This is a genomic window from Massilia sp. CCM 8734, assembly GCF_011682155.1.
GTDB lineage: Bacteria > Pseudomonadota > Gammaproteobacteria > Burkholderiales > Burkholderiaceae_D > Telluria_A > Telluria_A rubra.
Genome location: NZ_WHJI01000004.1, coordinates 165,979 through 186,275, shown reverse-complemented (window position 1 = coordinate 186,275; position 20,297 = coordinate 165,979). Strand labels below are relative to the sequence as shown.

Annotated in this window: 17 protein-coding genes; 7 read left to right on the top strand and 10 right to left on the bottom strand. The window is 68.3% G+C overall.

Annotated elements, in window-relative coordinates; all coding sequences use genetic code 11:
- Window positions 1-11: 11 nt before the first annotated feature.
- The 8 genes from F2P46_RS05940 to F2P46_RS05910 are packed head-to-tail and all read right to left on the bottom strand — an operon-like array spanning window position 12 to window position 11,350.
- Window positions 12-1,058, bottom strand: coding sequence for an iron ABC transporter permease (locus F2P46_RS05940; protein ID WP_166886146.1), 1,047 nt, complete (start codon window positions 1,056-1,058; stop codon window positions 12-14).
- Window positions 1,055-2,032 carry an iron ABC transporter permease gene (locus tag F2P46_RS05935; RefSeq protein ID WP_208296518.1) on the bottom strand — a complete coding sequence of 326 codons (978 nt, stop codon included), beginning with the start codon at window positions 2,030-2,032 and terminating at the stop codon, window positions 1,055-1,057. Before F2P46_RS05935 ends, F2P46_RS05940 begins: the two co-directional genes overlap by 4 nt.
- Window positions 2,029-2,949, bottom strand: a complete 921-nt coding sequence (locus F2P46_RS05930; RefSeq protein ID WP_166886144.1) for an ABC transporter substrate-binding protein — start codon at window positions 2,947-2,949, stop codon at window positions 2,029-2,031. Before F2P46_RS05930 ends, F2P46_RS05935 begins: the two co-directional genes overlap by 4 nt.
- Window positions 2,946-3,779, bottom strand: coding sequence for a siderophore-interacting protein (locus F2P46_RS05925; RefSeq protein ID WP_166886142.1), 834 nt, complete (start codon window positions 3,777-3,779; stop codon window positions 2,946-2,948). The genes F2P46_RS05930 and F2P46_RS05925 overlap by 4 nt, the downstream gene beginning before the upstream one ends.
- Entirely contained in the window at window positions 3,776-7,666 is a 3,891-nt protein-coding gene (locus F2P46_RS05920) for a non-ribosomal peptide synthetase (RefSeq protein ID WP_208296517.1), read from the bottom strand. The genes F2P46_RS05925 and F2P46_RS05920 overlap by 4 nt, the downstream gene beginning before the upstream one ends.
- Complete coding sequence (locus tag F2P46_RS36995) at window positions 7,630-8,505, bottom strand: isochorismatase (protein WP_208296516.1); 876 nt, start codon at window positions 8,503-8,505, stop codon at window positions 7,630-7,632. Before F2P46_RS36995 ends, F2P46_RS05920 begins: the two co-directional genes overlap by 37 nt.
- On the bottom strand, window positions 8,502-10,145 hold the full coding sequence (locus tag F2P46_RS05915; RefSeq protein WP_166886138.1) for a (2,3-dihydroxybenzoyl)adenylate synthase: 1,644 nt from the start codon (window positions 10,143-10,145) through the stop codon (window positions 8,502-8,504). Before F2P46_RS05915 ends, F2P46_RS36995 begins: the two co-directional genes overlap by 4 nt.
- Window positions 10,142-11,350 (bottom strand): isochorismate synthase, encoded by a 1,209-nt coding sequence (locus tag F2P46_RS05910; protein ID WP_166886136.1) that lies wholly within the window; start codon window positions 11,348-11,350, stop codon window positions 10,142-10,144. Before F2P46_RS05910 ends, F2P46_RS05915 begins: the two co-directional genes overlap by 4 nt.
- 299 nt (window positions 11,351-11,649) lie before the next feature.
- Between F2P46_RS05910 and F2P46_RS05905 the strand changes: the two genes are divergently transcribed.
- From F2P46_RS05905 to F2P46_RS05880, 6 genes are all read left to right on the top strand, one after another.
- Entirely contained in the window at window positions 11,650-12,732 is a 1,083-nt protein-coding gene (locus F2P46_RS05905; RefSeq protein ID WP_166886134.1) for a 3-deoxy-7-phosphoheptulonate synthase, read from the top strand.
- Window positions 12,725-13,918, top strand: coding sequence for an MFS transporter (locus tag F2P46_RS05900; RefSeq protein WP_166886132.1), 1,194 nt, complete (start codon window positions 12,725-12,727; stop codon window positions 13,916-13,918). Before F2P46_RS05905 ends, F2P46_RS05900 begins: the two co-directional genes overlap by 8 nt.
- A gap of 111 nt (window positions 13,919-14,029) precedes the next feature.
- A complete protein-coding gene (locus tag F2P46_RS05895; RefSeq protein WP_166886130.1) occupies window positions 14,030-15,184 on the top strand; it encodes an ATPase, T2SS/T4P/T4SS family in 1,155 nt (384 codons plus the stop codon).
- 149 nt (window positions 15,185-15,333) lie between these two features.
- Entirely contained in the window at window positions 15,334-15,537 is a 204-nt protein-coding gene (locus F2P46_RS05890) for a YhfG family protein (RefSeq protein WP_166886129.1), read from the top strand.
- Window positions 15,527-15,775: a hypothetical protein gene (locus tag F2P46_RS05885; RefSeq protein WP_166886127.1), complete on the top strand. Its 249-nt coding sequence runs from the start codon at window positions 15,527-15,529 to the stop codon at window positions 15,773-15,775. Before F2P46_RS05890 ends, F2P46_RS05885 begins: the two co-directional genes overlap by 11 nt.
- Before the next feature lie 240 nt (window positions 15,776-16,015).
- Entirely contained in the window at window positions 16,016-17,158 is a 1,143-nt protein-coding gene (locus tag F2P46_RS05880; RefSeq protein WP_166886125.1) for a hypothetical protein, read from the top strand.
- A gap of 32 nt (window positions 17,159-17,190) precedes the next feature.
- Here F2P46_RS05880 and F2P46_RS05875 read toward each other — a convergent pair whose 3' ends face one another.
- Window positions 17,191-18,465, bottom strand: coding sequence for a c-type cytochrome (locus tag F2P46_RS05875; protein WP_166886124.1), 1,275 nt, complete (start codon window positions 18,463-18,465; stop codon window positions 17,191-17,193).
- A 15-nt stretch (window positions 18,466-18,480) separates the two neighbouring features.
- Window positions 18,481-19,194: a c-type cytochrome gene (locus F2P46_RS05870; protein ID WP_166886122.1), complete on the bottom strand. Its 714-nt coding sequence runs from the start codon at window positions 19,192-19,194 to the stop codon at window positions 18,481-18,483.
- A 145-nt stretch (window positions 19,195-19,339) separates the two neighbouring features.
- Between F2P46_RS05870 and F2P46_RS05865 the strand changes: the two genes are divergently transcribed.
- A complete protein-coding gene (locus F2P46_RS05865) occupies window positions 19,340-20,227 on the top strand; it encodes a LysR family transcriptional regulator (RefSeq protein WP_166886120.1) in 888 nt (295 codons plus the stop codon).
- The last annotated feature ends 70 nt before the right edge of the window (window positions 20,228-20,297 follow it).

The window sequence follows — 20,297 nt, the reverse complement described above, 5'->3', positions numbered from 1 at the left end:
TTGTTTATCCATTACTGCGTTTCTCCATTGCGCTCGTGAAGGAGCAGGTACAGCAAAAATGGACCGCCGAGCAGGTTGCAGATCACGCCGACCGGCAGCTCGGCGTCGCCCAGGACCACGCGGCCAAGCGTGTCGGCGGCCGCCACCAGCAACGCGCCGGACAAGGCCGACGCCAGCAGCGCCCCGCGCCCATAGCCGACCAGGCGTTCGCCGATGAACGGTGCGGCCAGCGCCACGAAGGCGATTGGCCCGCACACGCCGACCGCCATCCCGGCCAGCAGCACGGCGCACAGCAGCACCTGCCACTGGGTGGCGCGCACCGGCAGGCCAAGGCTGGTTGCGATGTCCGGATCAAAACGCAGCAGCGCCAGGCGGCGGCTGGCCAGCAGCGCCGGCGGCAGCAGCACGAGCAGGGCGACGGCCAGCGGCAGCGCCGAACCCCAGGTGCGCCCGCTCAAGCTTCCGATGCTCCACGCGTACAGGGCGCTGGCGTGCATCAGCTCCTGCTGCGACAGCACCAGTTCGGCGCCGGCGCGCAGCAGGCTGGCAATTGCGATGCCGACCACCAGCAGGCGGTGCCCGCGGCTGTCGAGCGGGCCGCTGGCCAACAGCAGCAGGGCCACCGCGCCCAAGGCGCCGAGCGGTCCCACCCACCACGGCCCCAGCATGCCGGTGGCGCCGGCGATGAGGGCCATGAAGACGCCGAGCATGGCGCCATCGGCCACGCCGAGCATGTCGGGCGAGGCGAGGCGGTTGCGGGTGAGTGTCTGGATCAGGCTCCCGGCAAGACCGAGCGAGGCGCCGGCCAGCACCCCGGTGAGCACGCGCGGCAGGCGAAATTCCAGCACCATCAGGCGGGTGCCACCGGGTGCATCGCCTTCGAAGACGGCGAGTAGCTGCGATGGCATGAGCCACGCCGGGCCGGCCGACAAGGCCACCGCGACCGCCAGCGCAAGCGCCAGCAGCAAGGCGAATGTGGCGTACAGCGAGCGCCTGGCCACCAGCACCGACAGCGCGCCGCCACGCAGCACGACGAGGCCTGTTTCGGGCGCCATCATCTAGCGCTCCCGCGCGCCAGCCACACCAGCAGGGGTGCGCCGAGCAGGGCGCTGAGCACGCTGATCGGCGTTTCGAACGGCTGCGCCACCAGACGCGCGCCCAGGTCGGCGAACAGCAGAACGATCGCGCCGACCCAGGCCGATGCGGCCAGTTGCGCCGCCAGTCCCTGCGCCAGCGCGCGCGCCAGGAAGGGCGCCAGCAAACCCAGGAAGGCGATCGGCCCGGTCAGGGCAACCGCGCTACCGGTCAGCAGCGTGGCGGTGAAGGCGACGGCGCCGCGTAGCATGCGCGGCGAGTGCCCGAGCGAGCGGGCGATGTCGTCGCCGAGCAGCATGGCCGACAGCGGGCGCGCCAGGAACAGCGCGGCCAGCAATCCGAAAATGATGAAGGGCGCGGCCAGCAGGAGCATGCCGCCGTTCGAACCGGCGAGCGAACCGAGAACCCAGAAGCGGTATTGGTCGTAGCCGGATGGTTGACTGAGCAGCATGGCCGAACTCAGGCCGTGAAATGTCGCGCCCAGCGCCACGCCGGCCAGCACGAGGCGCAGCGGGCTGCCAGAGCCGCGCCCGGCGTTGGCCACGCCAAGCACGCAGGCGTTGCCGAGCAGGGCGCCGGCGCCTGCCCACAGCAGGTAGGCCAGCCCGGATTCGGCGCCGGCCCAGGTAATGCCGGCCACCACGCCCAGCGCCGCGCCGGCATTCACGCCGAGCAGGCCAGGTTCGGCCAGGCGGTTGCGGGTAACGGTTTGCATCAGCATGCCGGCCACGCCGAGGGCCGCGCCGACCAGCAGCGCGGCCAGCGTGCGTGGAGCGCGCACGTCGCGCACGATCATCTGCAGCGGCGAGTTGTCGCCGCCGGCCAGCACGGCGCGCAGGTCGGCCATGCCGGCGTCGCCGGCGCCGGTCAGCATCGATGCCAGCAGCAATGCCGGCAGGATGGGCGCGAGGAGCGCGATGCGGCCGGCTGGACTCAAGGCGCGGCCAGGGCTTTGTCGACGTCCGCCAGGATCGCCAGGGCGGCCAGCGGGCCGCCGGGACTGGTCCAGAGCGAGCCATCGACCGCGCGCACCTGGTTACGCTGTGATGCGCCGAGCTGGCGGAATGGTGGCGACTGGCGCGCCGCCGCCAGGGCGTCGTTGGCCGGCCCGCTGGTGCCCAGGGTACCGACAAAGATCCAGTCGGCGTCGATGGCCGCCAGCGCTTCCAGGCTCAGTGGACGCGAGTGCGCGGCGCCGGGCTGCATCTGCGCGGCGGGGCGGCGCATCTTGAGGTCAGCCAGCACCAGGCTGGCAAACGAATCGCGCAGCATGTACGACGGGCCTTGCGGATTCCAGCGCACCACGCTCACCGTGGCGTTGGCGCGCTCGCCCAGGCGCTGGCGCAGCGCGCCGGCTTTGGCCAGGTAGTCGGCCAGAAAGGCGTCGGCCTCGGGCGACTTGCCCATTACCGTGCCGATGCGGCGAAACGTGGCCTGCCAGTTCTCGCCCGGCTGGTAGGTGACGACGGTGGGGGCGATCTTGGCGAGTTGGGTCAGCAGCTCGGGGTCGCTCATGCCGCCGGCAAGGATCAAGTCGGGTTGCATGCCGACCACCAGGTCGAGCACGGGCGCGGCAAAATTGCCGGCGCTGGGAATCGTGCTTGCTGCGGGACCGAGGTAGCGCGGCATGGCGGTCTGGCCGCGTCCCTTGGTGGCGCCGGCGGGCTTGATTTTCAGGGCCAGCACGGCGTCGAGATCGAGTTCGGACAGGGCGACCACGCGTTGCGGGCGTTCGGGCACGGTGACGGTGCGGTTGGCGGCATCGACGATGTTGCGCTGGGCCAGCGCCGGCGCGGCGCACAGGGCCATGAGAGCAAACAATGCGGCGCGGCGCAGGGGGGAGAATGTGATCATGATTCGGCTTCTTCCAGTTCATCCATGATGCGGTGGCGTTCGGCGTGGTACGCCTCTTCGGTGTGTTCGTCTTTCCAGTACGGGACCGCGTACATGTCTGTGCGGGCCACGCCGCGCTCGTGCAGCAAAAAATCGCGCACGGCCAGCAGCTGGTTGCTTTCGCCAGCCAAGGTGACCGACACGCGTCCCGGCGGCCAGGCCAGGGCCTTGACCGCGTCGAGCAGCAAGGTGCTCGCGCCGGGCCGCGCGCCACGGCGCGACAGCCAGTGCACCGTGAACGCGGCAGGGTAGGGCAGCGCCTGGACTTCGGAATGGTCGGGCACTTCGATCAGCACCGTGCCGCGCGCCTTGCGGGGCACGCCGCGCAGGGCGGCGGCGAGCGCGGCCAGCGCGCTCGGGTCGCCGATCATCAAGTGGTAGTCGGCGCCTGGCACGAAGCGCGGCGGGCCACCGGGACCGGCCACGCCGACGGCGTCGCCCGGTTGCGCGTGCACGGCCCAGCGCGAGGCGGGGCCGTCGTCGCCGTGCAGCACCAGGTCCACATCGAGCTCGCCGGCTTCGGCGTCGTAGCGCGCCACGGTGTAGGTGCGGGCGATCGGGCGGATGTCGGCCGGCGGCCACACCGGGCCGTCGGGGCCGAGCGTGGGCAGCACCGGTTCGCGCTGGCCGTCGCGCGCCAGCAGCAGCTTGATGTGGGCGCCGTCGCTCTCTAGCGGAAAGCCGGCCAGTGCGTCGCCGGCCAGCGTAATGCGGCGCATCAGCGGAGTCAGTTGCAAGGTGCGGCGCACGTACAGCATCCTTGGGGGCGTGCGTTTGGGAGTGGTCATCATTTGCCTTTCGGGTCAATGCGTTGGGCCAGCACGCGGCCGATGTGCCCCAGGGGCGCCGGCTGGCTCATGGACGAATGGGTGCAATCGACGTCGATCCGTTCGAGCTGGCCGTTCACATACGGGGTCCAGCCTTTCCAGTCGGGGGCCTCAAGCCCGCGCCGGCTGGCGTGGAAGAACAGCACGTCGCCCTCATAGCGCGGATGGCGCAGCTGGCGGTACAGGCGCATCGACAGCAGCGCGGTGGTGGTGATGCGCTCGAGGTGGGCGTCGTCGGCCGCGGCCAGCGAGCTGCCCGGCTGGCGGAACTGCGCCAGCAGCACCTCGCGCGCGAGCGGCTGGCCGGCGGCGTCGACCGAGGGCGCACCGATCACGTCGAGCATCGCGACCAGGGCGTCGCGCTCTTCCGCTTCCGGCTTGCCTTCCCAGATGTCGCTCGGGTAGGAGTCCATCATCGCTAGCAGCGACACCGTTTCGCCAGCGGCTTGCAGGCGCGCCGCCAGCGCGTGGGCGAGGCCGCCGCCGGAGGACCAGCCGATCAGGCGGTACGGGCCGTGCGCCTGGGCACTCCTGACCAAGCCAAGGTAGTCGTCGACCTGCATGTCGATGCCGGTCGGCGCCGCGCCGCTCATGCCGCGCGCTTGCAGGCCGTAGATCGGCGTATGCGGCAGGTAGGCGGCCAGGCCCAGGTAGCACCACGACAGGCCTTCGGCCGGGTGCACGCAGAACAGGGCCGGGCCGCTGCCGCGCTGGATGGTCAGCAGCGGCGCGAACTCGCCGCCGGCGGCGGCCGCCGGCGGCGCATGGCCGACGGTGCCCAGCGAATGCGCCAGCGCGGCCACGGTGCGGTGGCGGAACAGGGCCGATACCGCCACTTCGCGCTTCAAGGCCGCGCCGAGGCGGTTGGCGACCTGGATCGCTTGCAGCGATTTGCCGCCGAGGGCAAAGAAGTCGTCCAGCGGCGTCAACGCATCCACACCCAGCACCTCGCGCCAGACAGCCATGACCGACTGTTCGAGTGGCGTGGCGTCGCTGGCCGTTGGCGCGGCATCGGGCTCTTTGGCACGCAATGCGGAACGGTCGATCTTGCCGTTGGCGTTGCGCGGCAGGCGCGCCAGGCTGGCGTAGTTGGCCGGTACCGCCGCTGCCGGCAGGCGCTCGGCCAGAAAGGCGCGCAGGGCCGGGGCATTGAGCTTGCCGGCGGTGGCGACAAAGGCGCGCAAGTGCTTGCCGCCGTCAAGCTGCGGCTGGCACACCACGGCCGCTTCGCGCACGCCGGGGTATTGCAGCAGGGCCGCTTCGATCTCGCTGGGGTCGATGCGGTGGCCGCTGATCTTGACTTCGTCGTCAAGCCGGCCCAGGTAGCGCAGTTCGCCATCTTCGTCCAGGATCACGCGGTCGCCGGTGCGGTAGGCGCGGCGCCCGTCCGGCAGGGTGACAAAACGCTGCGCGGTCAATGCGTCGCGGTCGAAGTAGCCGCGCGCGAGAGCGCCGCCGATCAGGCACAGTTCTCCTTCTTCGCCGATGCCGACCGGGTGCTCCGTGCAGACAGCGATATCGACGCCGGGCAGCGGGCGGCCGATCGGCACGGCGTCGCCGTTCCAAACGATGGCGTCGGGGCCGGCCAGTTGGGCGGTGGTGCAGATGACGGTCGCTTCGGTCGGGCCGTAGGTATTGAACAGCACCAGATGCGGCGGCGCTGCCGTGCGCCAGCGCGCCACGCGTTCGGCCAGCGCGGCTTCGCCGCCGATGATCACCAGTCGCAGGCACTCCGGCAGCGTGGCGTCAGCCTGGCCCACGTGGAAGGCCAGTTCGTGCCAGAACGCGGTCGGCAGATCGAGCACGCTGATGCGCAGGCGCGCGCAGGCGTCGATGAAGCGCTCCAGCGATTCGAGCATGGCGTCGTCGCGCAGGACCAGGGTGGCGCCGGCGCCGAACGTGAGGAAAATCTCTTCGACGCTGGCGTCGAAATGCAGTGGTGCGAATTGCAGCACGCGGTCGGCCGCGCTCATCTGGTAACGCGCGCCGGCGCCGGCGCCGAAGTGGGCCAGCGCGGCGCGCTCGATCATCACGCCGTTCGGCCGGCCGCTGGAACCGGAGGTGTAGATGATGTAGGCGAGGGCGCTGTCGGCAACCGGCAGCGGGGCTGGCATCGGTTCGCTGGGTGCGGCTTCGTCGACGCACAGCAGCGGCAGTGCGGTGGGCAGGAGCGGCGCGTATTTGCGCAGGCTGACGACCAGCGTGGGTTTGACGTCTTCCAGCACGGCCGCCACGCGCAGGGCGGGACCGTCCGGGTCGAGCGGCACGTAGCCGCCGCCGGCCCACATGATGGCCAGCATCGCGACAATCGCATCAGGGCTGCGTGGCAGCAGCAGGACCACGCGGCTGTTTTCGGTCACGCCGGCGTCGCGCAGGCGGCCGGCCATGTTGCGGACCGCTGTCAGCAGGTCGCAATAACTGAGTTCGGTGTCGCCGTGAACGAGCGCGGTTCTTTGCGCGTCATGCCGCAGCAGGCAAGCGAGGACCGATACGGGAGCGGCCGGCAAGGGACCGCCGGACGCCAGGGCCGGTGTTGCGTGCGGCGCTAGTCCGAGGACGTCGGACAGGAGCGCGTCGGGTTGTTCAAGAAGATCGGCCAGCGCTTGCAGCAGCGATGCGTGCAGGGCCCGCAAGGTAGCGTCGTCGTAGGCATCCGGATTGGCTTCGATGTCGATACGGCTGTTCGCGCCCGGCGCGATGGTGATCGACAGGTCTTCCACCGGACCGGCGGACACCGGGTACGAGAGCGCCTGCAATGGTCCGAATACCGGCGGGCGGTCGAACGGCATCAGGTTGATGACCGCGCCGAACAGGCGGCGCGCGCCGCCGCTCATGCCCAGGTCGTGCTTCAGATGTTCGTAGCGGTAGCGCTGGTGCGGGCGGATGGCCTTCATTTCGGCGGCCACCGCGCGCGCCAGGTCGGCCAGCGATTGCGACGCCACCGGCGCCAGGCGCAGGGGCACGATATTCATCGCCATGCAGGGAATCGTCAGCGCCACCGAGCCAAGCCGGCCCATGACGGGCAGGCCCAGGGTCAGCTCGCCCGCCGAGGCGTGGCGGCGCAGCCAGGCGCCGGTGGCGGCGACCAGCACGGCGGCCCAGTCCACGCCGGCGGCGGCAGCCACCGACTGGCAGCGTTCGATGGTGCTGGTGGCGATGCCGCCGCGTACGCGGCGCACGCCGCGCGCCACGCTGGCCGGCGGCGCCAGCATGGCCGGTGCGCCGGCGTCCATCATGCGCGCCATCCAGAAGTCGCGGTCGCGCGCGTAGGCGGGCGAGGCGAGGTAGGCGGCGTCTTCCGCCACCACCGGATCGAGCTTGCCGGCGCGCGCGGGCGCTGCGTCGGTATTGGCGCAGCGGGCCGAATACAGGGCCGCCACGCGTTGCGCCAGCATGGCGTAGGCAAAGCCGTCGAGGGCGATGTGGTGGGCGCGCAGGTACCACAGCGTTTTATCCGGGCCGGTTTGCAGCAGCGCGCTGGCGAACAGCGGGCCGCGCGCCAGGTCGGCCGGCTGTTTCAGGTCGTCCTGCATCCACAGGCGCGCTTCGGCGTCGCTCATGACGTGGCGCACCAGCGGCCAGTCATCGAGCGGCTCGGGCGTTTGCCAGAGCGCGTCGCCGTCGCTGGCAAAGCGCATGTGCAGGGCGTCGCATTCGCGCACGGCCTGGCGCAGCGCGGCTTCGAACAGGGCGGCGTCCAGCGGGCCGCTCAGCTCGACCGCTTCGGCCGTCCAGTAGGCCGGGCTGGCGGCATCCAGCTGCTGTCCGAGCCAGATGCCGTATTGGGCACTGGTCAGCGCCAGGCGCGCGCCGCTCACCGGTTCACCCGGCGCGCGTCGAGCAGTTCCCACCAGTCGGCCAGGGTCGGGCGCTCGGCCAGTTCGACGAAGCTCGTTTCGATGCCGGCGCGGCGCCAGCGTTCGATCAGGCTCATTAACCTGATCGAGTCGAGGCCGGCGTACAGCAGGTTGTCGTCGGGGAGCAGGTCGGACGCCGGAACGGCCAACAGGTCCGCCACTTCGGCTTGCAGGGCGGTGCGCGTGGCGTGCCAGGTGGCCGCAGGCTTGAGCGCGCCCGTCACGGTCGCCGTGCTGGCGACCACGCCGCAACGCTGCGACACGTAGTGAAGGCCCATCTGGTGTTGTTCGGCCGAGAAGTCGGCCAGCGCATCGCCCACCAGGAAGGGCTGGATGTCGCTCATGAAGGCGTCGGCGGCCGTCATCAGGCAGCCGATGTGGGCGTACACGCCGCACACGATCAATTGGTCGCGGCCCTGTTCGCGCATGCGCGCCAGCAGGTCGCTGCGGAAGAAGGCGCTGTAGCGCCATTTGGTCAGCACCACGTCTTGCGCGCGCGGCGCCAGGCTTGCCACCACCGGCGCGCGTTCGGGGTGCGCGGTCAGGCCCGGTCCCCACCAGTCGGTGAGCAGGCCGCGATCCTCGGCCGATTGTTTGGCCGGTTGCGCGGTGTAGACGACCGGTACGCCGGCGGCGTCGGCGGCGTCGCGCAGTTGCCTGATGTGCGCGATCAGTTCGGGAATCGGCGCGGCGGCGTTGTCGTAGAAGTCGAGGAAGTACTCCTGCATGTCGTGAATCAGCAGCACAGCGCGTTTCGGTTCGGGCATCCAGCTGACGCGGTTGTCCGGCATGGCCGTGGGCATGGGGTAGGAGGCGATTTTCGGGATGGTCATGGTGCTTGCCGATCTTGTGATTGAATGCCGATCAACTGGGCGATCTGTTCGCGCAGCTGGCGTTTATTGACTTTGCCGACGCCGGTGGTAGGGAAGCGTTCGACGAATTCGATGCGGTCGGGGATTTTGTACTGCGCCACGCCGCGTTCGCGCAGGAAGCGCGTGAGCTCGATCGCCCGCACCGGCGCGCCGCGCGTGACGATGAAGGCGCAACTGCGCTCGCCCAGGTAGGCGTCGGGCATCGACACCAGCGCGGCGTCGTGCACGGCGGGGTGGGCCAGCAGGTGGTTTTCGACTTCTTCGGCTGCGACCTTGTCGCCGCCCCGGTTGATCTGGTCCTTGGCGCGGCCTTCGACCACCAGGTGGCCCGAGGGCAGGCGCATCACCAGGTCGCCGGTGCGGTAAAAACCGTCGCTGGTGAAGGCGCGCTGGTTGTGTTCTTCGGCGCGGTAGTAGCCGCGAATGGTGTAGGGCCCTCGCGTGAGCAGGTGGCCGATCTGGCCATCGGGCAGGTCGCGGTCTTCGTCATCGACGATGCGCACTTCGTCGGCGGGCGAGATCGGGCGGCCCTGGGTGTGGGCGGTCAGTTCTGGCGTGTCGTCCGGGCGGGTGTAGTTGACCAGGCCTTCGGCCATGCCGAATACCTGTTGCAGGGCGCAGCCGAGCACCGGCCCCACGCGGCAGGCGGCTTCGGCGGACAGGCGTGCGCCGCCCACCTGCAGCAGTTCGAGGCTATCGAGTTTGTAGCGCGTGGCGCCGGCGGCGTCGAGCCAGATCATGGCCAGCGGCGGCACCAGCGCGGTGATGGTCACGCCTTCGGCTTCGATCAGCGGGAATGCTTCGTCAGGCGAGGGCCGGCGCGCCAGCACCACGCAGCCACCGGCATGGAATACGCCGAAGGAGCCAGGCGAACTCATCGGGAAGTTGTGCGCCACCGGCAGGGCGCATAAATACACGCTGGTGCGATCGAGTTCGCAGATGTCGGCGCTGGCGCGCACGCTGTATAAATAGTCGTCGTGGGTGCGCGGGATCAGCTTGGGCAGGCCGGTGGTGCCGCCGGAGAGCTGCAAAAAGGCCACGTCGCCCGGTTGCGGGCCGGCCATTGGCGCGGGGTCGGCGTAGAGCGAATCGAAGGCGATGAATTCGGCGCTCTCGCCGAGCACGATCACGCGCGCCAGGTTTGGCACTTCGGCGCGCACTTCGCGCGCCAGGGTGCGGTAGTCGAAGCCGGCGTCGCTGTCGGCGACGATGTAAGCGGCGGCCTCGGTAAAGGCGCACAGGTGGCCGATTTCGTGGCGGCGGTGCGCGGGCAGGGCAAATACGGGCAGGGCGCCGATGCGGAACAGGGCGAAGCAGGCGACGAAAAATTCAGCCACGTTGGGCAGCTGCACGACCACGCGGTCGCGCGCGGCGATGCCCAGGCCGGTCAAGCCGGCGGCGAAGCGGTCGGCGCGTGCATCAAGTTCGGCGTAGCTCCAGCGGCGCGCGCCGCACACCAGCGCGGTGCTGTCGGGATGTTGGGCCGCGCGCTGGCGCAGCAGGGAACCGAAGGTTTCACCAGTCCAGTAGCCGGCTTCGCGATAGCGCGCCGCAAAGTCGTCGGGATACGGGGTGAAACCGGGCAGATAGTCACTACTCATACCGCTTCCTCCAGTACCGCTTCGAGGCCCATCGCGCGCAGCATGGTGCGCAGCTTGCCGGATGTTTCGAGATATTCGAGTTCGGGGTCGGAACCGGCAACGATCCCAGCGCCCGCGTACAGGGTGGCGCTGTGGGCGCGCACGTCGGCGCAGCGCAGGGTCACGGCCCATTCGCCGTCGCCGTTGGCGTCCATCCAGCCCACCAGGCCGGCGAAGAAGCCGCGCTCAAAACCTTCGACTTCGTTGATGAAGCTGCGCGCGTCCGCGGCGGGGTGGCCGCAGACGGCGGGGGTGGGATGCAGCGCCATGGCCAGCGCGAGCGAGGTCATGCCGGGCTCGTTCAGTTCCGCTGTTACTTCGCTGCCCAGGTGCCACATGGTGGGCGTGGCGATCAGCGAGGGCACGGCCGGCACGGTCACCGAGTGGCAGTAAGGACGCAGCGAGTCGGCCACCATGTCGGCCACCAGCGCATGTTCGTGCAGGTCTTTCTGCGATTCCAGCAGGCCCTGGGCGCGGCGCTGGTCTTCCTGCGGGTCGGCGCTGCGCGGGATCGACCCGGCCAGCGGATGGCAGCGCACGCGGGTACCGGTACGCGAGAGCAGCAGCTCGGGGCTGGCGCCGATCAGCGTGCGGCGCCCGTCATCGTCCGGCGTCAGGTCGATGGCAAAGGTGTAGCCGTGCGCGTTGCGGGCGCCCAGGCGCGCCAGCAGGGCGGCGACATCGATCTCGGTTTCCAGGGTCAGTGAGCGCGACAGGACCACCTTTTCCAGCTGGCCGGCGCGGATGCGTTCGACCGCGCGGGCCACGGCTCCGCAGTATTGGCCCTGGTCGGGAACGGCGGCGATGGTGCGCGGGAAGCGCGCGCGCGCCGCCGGCGCTTGCGGGGTGGCCGCCGGCAGGTTGGCCGGGCCGGTCGCCATCAGCACATGCTCCGGAATGAACAGGTGGGCTGGCGCGTCGGCCAGGAACGGCACGGCGCCGATCAGCACCGGCAGCGCTTCGCCGTCGCGGCGCGCGGCGCGCAGCAGGGCGCCAGCGGCATCGGCCAGCGCGGCCCCGGACTGCGGCGCCAGGATGCTGCGCTTGCCGCTGGCCAGCAGCGTGTGGCCGGGCGACGAAAACAGGGTGGTGCCAGCTTCGTAGTGCGCGCACAGGTCGGCCGCGCTGGTGCGGCTCAGGTAGTGGCCGTGCAGTCTGTCATTCATGTTGAAGTTCCTTGCGTTAGGAGGGCAGTCGGAGCGTTTCGCCGGATAGGCGGGACCGAACTATAGACCGGAATGATAATCATTTACAACCTAAATATTAATGCAAATGAGATTGATTCGCATTTAGCGAGTATGGTATGCTTAAGTTTCACACCTGTCAACGATGGCAATTGTTTATCCCACTTGAGAAGACCTACCATGCCCGCATTTCACTTCGCCGTTCGCCAGCCGGGCGCGCTTTTGCCCGCCGCGTCGGCCCATGCCGCCCACGCCCACGCCCCTGCCTGCGGCGAGCGCGCATGAAGCGCGACCTGTCCCCGCTGTCGCACGACACGCCCGGCCCGTTGCCGTCGCCCGCCGAATTGCGCGCGCAACTGCCGCTGTCCGATACCGGCGCGCTGACGATCGGCGCCGCGCGCCAGAGCGTGCGCGATATTCTCGACCGCCGCGATCCGCGCCTGATGGTGGTGGTCGGCCCCTGTTCGATCCACGACCTGCACGCGGGACGCGATTACGCGCGCCGGCTCAAGGCGCTGGCCGAGGAAGTGGCCGACACGCTGTTCGTGGTCATGCGCGTGTACTTCGAAAAGCCGCGCACGCGGGTCGGCTGGAAAGGGCTGATCAACGATCCGCGCATGGATGGCTCGTTCCGCATCGATGAAGGCCTGGCGCTGGCGCGGCGCTTCCTGATCGAGGTGGCTGAGCTGGGTTTGCCGGCGGCGACCGAGACGCTCGACCCGGTCTCGCCGCATTACGTCGGTGAGTTGATCAGCTGGGCCGCGATCGGCGCGCGCACCACCGAGTCGCAGACGCACCGCGAGATGGCGTCGGGCCTGGGCATGCCGGTGGGCTTCAAGAACGGCACCGACGGCAAGGTCGATACGGCGGTCAACGCGATCGCATCGAGCTCGCACCCGCATGCTTTCCTGGGCATCGACGCCGATGGCCGCGCGGCGGTGATCCGCACGCCGGGCAACCCGTACGGTCACCTGGTGCTGCGCGGCGGAGGAGGGCGGCCGAACTACGATGCGGCCAGCGTGGCGCTGGCCGAACAGGCGTTGGACAAGGGCGGCCAGCCGCCCAACATCGTGATCGATTGCGCGCACGATAACTCGAACAAGAACCACACCCTGCAGGCCGGCGTCATGGCCGACGTGGTGCGCCAGCGCCTGGCGGGCAACCGCAGCGTGGCCGGGGTGATGATCGAGAGTTTCATCGAGGCCGGCAACCAGGCGATTCCTGCCGAACTGTCGGCGCTGCGCTATGGCTGCTCGGTGACCGATCCGTGCGTGGACTGGGGCGAGACGGCGGCCATGCTGCGCGCCGCGCGCGCGGCCCTGCGCGCGCACGTGGCGGCCCGTCGCGGAGGCGCCGATGTCTAAGCAGTCGCGCGCAATCCTGCTGGTCGCGGCGCTGCAGTTCGTCTACCTGGTCGACTTCATGATGGTGTTGCCGCTCGGGCCCGACCTGGCGCGCGAGCATGGCTTTGCGGTGGATCGCCTGGGCTGGCTGGCGGCAGCCTACACGCTGGCGTCGGCGGTATCAAGCCTGATCACCTTCCGGCTGCTGGACCGCTTCGACCGTAAACCAGCGCTGCTGCTCACCTTTGGCCTGCTGGCGCTGGCGACCCTGGCGACGACCTTTTGCCACGGCTTGCCGGCGCTGATGGTGGCGCGCGCGCTGACCGGTGCCTTCGGCGGGCCGGCGGTGGCCATCGGCATGGCCATCGTGATCGACATGACGGCGCCCGAGCAGCGCGGCAAGGCCATGGCCAAGGTGATGCTGGGCTTTTCGCTGGCGGCGATTGCCGGCGTGCCGCTCGGCCTCGAGCTGGCGCGCATGGGTGGCTGGCAGGCCCCGTTCTATATGGTGGCGGCGCTGGCGGCGCTGGTGCTGGCGGCGATGGCGTGGCTGCTGCCGGCATTGGAGGGGCACCTGAACGCGCGCGAAAAGGTCTCGGCGCAGGTCTCTGCCCGCCTGCTGCTGGCGCGTCCCACTGTGCGCCTGGCGATGCTGCTGCAGGCCGGCAGCGCGTTCTCGGCCTTTTTGGTGATTCCGCATTTTTCGGCCTACTTTTTGCTGAACCTGGGTTTTCCGCGCGCGCAGCTCGGCATGCTGTATTTCGCCGGCGGCGTGGTGGCGCTGCTGACAGTGCAACTGCTCGGCCGCCTGGCCGACCGCGCCGGCCCGGTGCTGGCCGCAGCGCTGGCGTCGACCGCTTTCTGCGCCGGCCTGGCGCCGTTTTTCGGCCTGGGTGCGGCGCTGCCGATCCTGTTCTTCGTGCTGTTCATGGCCGGCAACGCGGGGCGCAACGTGACCATGGCGGCCACCGTCAGCCAGGTGCCGTCGCCACACGAGCGGGCCGGCTTCATGTCGCTGCAAAGCCTGGTGCAGGATGTGGCCATCGGCGCGGCCGCGCTGGTGACCAGCTGGCAGCTGGGCGAAGCGGCCGACGGCAGGCTTACCGGCATGGCGCCGGTGGCGGCGCTGGCGGCCGTGATCGCGGTGGGAGTCGCTGGCGGCCTGGCGCGCCTGGCCGGTGCGCGCCGCGCTGTTGCGCTGGAGTGACACTGGAAGGGCTGCGATGTGACAATTCTGAAAAATTATCTTTCAGGATTGCAATTTTTTGCGGGGACTGGTCTTATAATTATCGGCACTATTGATCACGCCAAGAGCCAGATGGAAAACCACCAGTCCTCGCAAATTCGTACCCTGTCCTATGTCGAGAATGAAGACCATCCGGTGTTCGGCACCCTGGTCGAACAGATTCTTCACCTGCTCAATTCGAAGCTCATTTTCAGCGACATCATCATTCACCAGAATAGTCCGCTGATGCTGCGCCAGCCGAAAGGGTTGGTGGCGGTGACCGATTCGCCGATCACCAAGGAGGAGCTGGAAGAGTTCTTCGAAGTGATCGAACCCGATTGGTCCGATCGCATCGCCGTGCGCGCGTTCGACCGTTCGATCGACCTGCATACGGCGCGCATCCGCGCCAACTGTTTTACTTTCCAGGGCAAGAAGCGGCTCGGCTGCGTGGTGCGGCGCTTTCCGCGCGAACCGCTGCCGCTCAATGAACTGGGCCTGCGCGCGGCCGAGCAGGATTTTGCGCTGCTCACCAGCGGGCTGGTACTGATCATCGGCGACACCTGCCAGGGCAAGTCGACCACCATCGCCTCGATGATCGACCAGATCAACAAGACGCGCTCGGGCCACATCATCACCATCGAAGACCCGGTCGAAACGCTGATCCCTCAGCGCAAGTGCATCATCACCCAGCGCGAAGTGGGCTTCGACGGCGACGTGGAGAGTTACTACCTCGGCGCGCTGGACGCGTTGCGCGAGCGGCCGGACGTGATTGTGATCGGCGAGATCCGCGACGCGCAGACCGCGCAGGAAGCGCTGGCGCTGGCCGAATCGGGACCGCTGGTGCTGGCCACCCTGCACGCGCGTTCGACCGAGCTGGGTTTGCAGAAGATGCTGCGCCTGCTGGGGAACTCGGACGCGCAGGCGCAGGCACTGGCGAGCGCCTTGCGCGGCGTGCTGTGCCAGGCCTTGCTGCCGTCGGTGGGCGGGGAGCGCTATTACCTGGCCACCGAATGTCTCAGTTCGAATCCGGAAGTGGTGCGCATGATCGAATCGGGCCGGGTGGGCGAAGTGCGCTCGCTGATGGATGGCGGCACCGGCAAGTTCAACGCGGGCTGCCATTCGATGAACACGGCGCTGGTGAACCTGCTGCGCGAGAAGAAGATCAGCGTCGAGGATGCGCGCAACGCGACCACCGACCGGATCGGGTTTGCGGACGCGTGTTACAGCGGGATGCTGGACGCGGCGTAAGCCAGTTTTTTCGGGCTGGCCACCTTGCGGGCCAGCCAAGCGATTTCGCGGCTGGCCTGACAACGTGGGCAGACTTGACGAGGGTGGCAAGGAAGACCTTCAGGTACAATCTTTGTAAGCAGTGCACCTGTAGCGTTGGGGATTCGGCTATGTTGACGAATGAAAAAAAGCGACAAATTTTCTTTAAGTTACGTTTCGAAAATTACCGCCCCAGCCTGCGGCTCGAAGGGCTGGTGCCGCCCCCGGCAGGCGCCAGCCTTCGGTTCGAAAGCCTCGTGTCGTCCCCGGTAAACGCCGGCCACCCGGTCGTTGAACCAGGCGCGGCGACCGTCAAGAAGCAGCATGGCCGCTAAGTACGGCACGGGCGAGGATGGCCGCTATTGCTATCCAAATTCGAACGTACTGATCAATAAGCTGGGCATCACCGATGAGCATGCGTTGGAAGTTGCTGAAGTCAAGCTGAGTCACGCTCGCATCGGACAATTCACCCTGGATTTCGACGATTTTTCCTTTGCGGCGCTGCGCGCAATTCACTCCCATCTGCTCCAGGATCTGTACAACAGGGATCGCCGCATACAATTGCCAGCTTGATTTGCTGATCGATCTGCTCAATCGTACGCTGACTCTCATCTGAGCAATGCGCACCAACGCCCGCACAACGGTTCTCAAGCCCTTGTTTGATCTGGCGCAAACTTCGGCATGCCCTGCGGTCTAGCATAAGGATCGACTTCCCAATTAATGCGCAGCTCGCTTCTGCATGCATGCCGGCGGAGCAGGCGCCCCGCCAGGGCTTCGCGCGCGTCCCGGCATGGAATCGAACCGGAGCTGACCATGAAACCGCTGTACGCGCCCCTCCTCGCCGCCTTGATCCTCCCCGCCGCGTTTGCCCAGCACAGCGACTGCCGCCAGTCGTGGATGCCGCCCGACGCGCCCGCCTTTTGCCCGTTCGAGCCGGAACCATCGCTGCCGGAAGCGCGCACCTATCACGCGGTCACGAATGCCGGAAAGAATGTCTACGTCGCCGGCGGTTACCAGTTCACCGCGTCGACCGGGGTGGTGACTTACTACAACAGCGTGCTGCTGTCGCGGGTCGGGGCCAACGGCCGCCTCGGCGTGTGGAGCGTCGAACCCGCCTTTGCCACGCCGCGCGCGGGGACGGCGCTGGCGCAGGCCGGCAACTGCCTGTTCCTCGGTGGCGGCAGCTCGTCGACGCCGACCTCGCTCAATTACTACGACGATGTCCAGTTCGCGCGCATCCAGGCCAACGGCCGCCTGTCGGCGTGGAGCACCAGCCCGGCGCGCCTGAAAACGCCGCGTTCGAACCACAGCCTGCTGGCCATGTCGGGCGACCAGGGCACGTTTTTGTACGCGGTGGCGGGGGTGACCCAGATCGGACCGGATACGGTGCACCTGGACAATGTCGAGGTCGCCAAAATCGGCAACGACTGCGCGCTCGGTCCCTGGCAAATCGCCAACTTCCACATCAAAGGCGGGCGCAGTTCGCCGCAGGCGCTGGCGGTGCGCAAGCACATCGTGACGATCGGCGGCTGGGGCGACCTCGACTTGCATGATGTGTACGACGACGTGCAGGTCACGGCGCCGCGTCCGGACGGCACCCTGGCGCCATGGCAAACGTCGCCCGCGCGCCTGACCTCGGGCTTGTACGGCCATGCCTCGGTGTTCGTGCCGTCGCCGCAAGGGCCGCAGGCGCCGATGCTGCTGACCGTGGGCGGCCAGCCGGGTACCGGGGCCTACGCCAACTGGATCAACTATAACTATGTCCAGCGCAACGAAAGCTTGCCGGACGCACTGGGCCGCTGGCGCATCGCGCCCACCGGCAAGTTGCCCAACGGGCGCGCCGGCCTGGGGGCGGTGGAGGTGGACGGGCGCCTGTTCGTCATCGGCGGCAACGATGCGGCCGGGGTGTATTACCGCGACGTGCTGTCGGCGCGCTTCGATGCGGGACGGCCGTAGGGAGCGGCCGTAGAGGTCGGCCTGAATGGGCGTCAATCGAGCGGCACGCCCCGGTACTTGTTGACCTCCGAGGCCGTCACCGGCGGCGCCTTGTTGCTCCAGCTATTGCGCAGGTAGCTCACCACGGCGGCGACTTCATAATCGTCCATCAGGTGGCTGTACGGCGGCATGCCGTACGGCCGTGGATTGCCGGCCGTGCCGGGCGCAAAGCCACCGTTGAGCACGATGCGGATCGGGTTGACCGCTTCCTTCATGGTCAGTGCGCGGTTGCCGTCCAGTGGCGGATAGTGCGGCGGCAAGCCCTTGCCGTCGGCGCCGTGGCACTCGATGCAGTTCGCTTCGTACAGCTTCTTGCCCTGCGCCAGCACCGTGATCACGCGCGGATCGTTTGACGCCTCCAGCGCCGGCGCCGGCGTGGCCGGCAGCGACTTCAGGTACACCGCCATCGCCGTCACGTCTTCGGTCTCCAGGTGCTGCAAGCTGCGCTGCACCACTTCGGCCATCGGCCCGAACACGGTGGCGCGCGGCGACACGCCGGTCTTGAGCAGGTCGACGATGTGCGGCACTTCCCAACTGCCCAGGCCCGCCTCGGCGTCGGAGGTGAGCGAGGGCGCGTACCAGCCGATCATCGGAATCAAGCCGCCCGACAAGCCTTCTTCGCTGGCGCCGAAGCTGTTGCGCGTACTGTGGCAGGCGGCACAGTGGCCCAGGCCTTCGACCAGGTAGGCGCCACGGTTCCATTGCGCGTTCCGGGTGCCGACCGGCACGTATTCGCCCGGCTTGAAGTACAGCAGGCGCCAGCCGGCCAGCATGATCTGCTGGTTGTACGGGAACGACAGGCTGTGCGGCTTGTTCGGCGCTTTATGCGCGGGAACGCTTTGCATGAAGGCGTACAGGGCGTCCGCATCCGCACGGCTGACCTTGGTGTAGTTGGTGTACGGGAAGGCCGGATACAGCAGGCGGCCATCGCGCGACTTGCCGTTGTGCAGCGCGTTCCAGAAGTCGTCGGCGCTCCAGGCGCCGATGCCGGTCTCGCGGTCGGACGTGATATTCGGTGCGACCAGGCTGCCGAAGGGCGTTTCCAGGGCGCGCCCGCCGGCGTATTCGGCCCCGCCGCGCACGGTGTGGCAAGCCATGCAGTCGCCAGCCTTGGCCAGGTAGGCGCCGCGGGCGATATTCTGGGCGGTCGGCGCGAAGTCGGCCGGTGATTTGGACGCGATGAAGTCGTTGCGCGGCCAGGCCACGGCGATGGCGACGCCAAGCACGGCGGTGAGCGCCGCGAGGCTGATGAGTAATTTCTTTTTCATGAATCGATTCCTGGCTTAGTCCGGGGCGCTGCCGCAGGCGATGGGCAGCGGGCGCGCGATGGCGGCGGCGGGGCGGGCCTCGGGCGCGACCTGCTGGGTGCCGAGCCAGGCCGAGACGGCGTTCACGTCTTCCAGGCTGAGGCGTTCGGTGATGACGGCCATGCAGTCGGGCTCGTGGGCGCGGCGGGTCTTGGTGCGCCAGGCGCCGAACTGGGCGTTGATATAGTCGCGCGGCAAGCCGGCCAGGCCGGGAATCGCGGGGCTCACGCCGGTCAGTTTGTCGCCGTGGCAGGCGATGCAGGCCGGCACCTTGATGGCGGCATCGCCTTGCAGGGCCAGCTGGCGGCCGCGCGCGAGCACGGCGGGCGTGGCCTGGGTCGCTTGCGGCGGCGGTGGCGGCAAGTGTTCGGCGGCGAAATGTCCAGCGATCTCGTGCAGGTAAGCGTCGGGCAGGTGATCGACCATGTAGGTCATCAAGGGATACTGGCGCCGGCCTTCGCGGAAGTTGCGCAGTTGGTTGTACAGGTAGCCGGCCGGCTTGCCGGAAATGCGCGGGAAGTAGGCGTCGTTGACATCCTTTTTGGCGTGGCAGGAGGCGCAGGCCAGCAGGCGCTGGGCCATGGTGTCCGGCAGCACGGCCGGGCGCTCGGCCGCCTGCAGCGGGGCCGCGGCGAGCGCCGCGAACGCCAGCGCGCCGAGCACGCGTGCGCGGGTAAGGGTGTTTCGCATGGATGATTCTCTGATAAGGTTACCGGTGACAACATCATAGCGCCTCGGGGCAGGGCACGACAGGTGCAGCGCGGAGCGAAAAAGCGGATCAGGACGGGCGTTGCCGATCCGAAGAGCTGTTTCACGAAAGGCAGGAACCACGTTCATGATCGACAAGCTGGAGATCCATCACTTAAGAATCCTCGACGCTTTGTACAAGTTCGGCAAGCTGTCGGCGGCGGCCGAGCGCCTGGGCGTGTCGCAGCAGGCCATCAGCCTGCAGTTGAAGAAGTTGCGCGTGCTGCTGCACGACCCGCTGTTCGTGCGCACCGGGCACGGCATGGCGGCCACGCCGTATGCCAAAGTGATCGAGCCGCATATTCATCAGGTGTTGGCGGGCATCAGCGCCATTCCGCTGCCCGATGCGCTCGCCCCTGACCGGATCGAACGCACGCTGGCGATCTGCGCCACGGATTACACGCAACAAGTCATCGTCGGCCCCTTGATCCGCGACCTGCGCAGTGCCGCGCCCAAGGTGAAAATCATCGTCAGCGGCATCGAGGTGCATCACCTGACGCAAAAAATGCAGCAGGGCGAGATCGACCTGACCTTCACCTCGGACGGCTACGTGCCGGTTGGGCTGGTTTCCGAGCCGCTGTTCGTGGAGCAGTACCGCTGCGTGGCGGCCGACGCGGCCATGCTCGCTGGCGGCGTCATGGCGCTCGATAGGCTGGTGGGCTACGACTTTATCATCACCTCGCCCGGTATCGGCAGCTTCAAGGGATCGGCCGATGCCTGGTTCGAGCGGCAGGGCTTGCGCCGCAACGTGGTCATGTCGGCGCCCTCGTTTTTCATGGCGCTGGACTATCTGAAGCAGTCGACCATGATCGGTTTTATCCCGACCCGCCTGCTGCCGTGCGATGGTTTGTTCGACATCCCGCTGGAAAAATACCCGCCCGGATATGAAGTCGTGGCGGCCTACCATCCCAGCGCAAACAACGATCCCTTCCTGCGTTGGCTGCTGGGGCGGGTGCGCCTGCTGCTGCCGGCCTGACCATGGGTTCGCTTGTATCGCTTGCAAGCGCGCCTCGATTGATAGGTCGGTGGCGCGCCTGCATACTGCG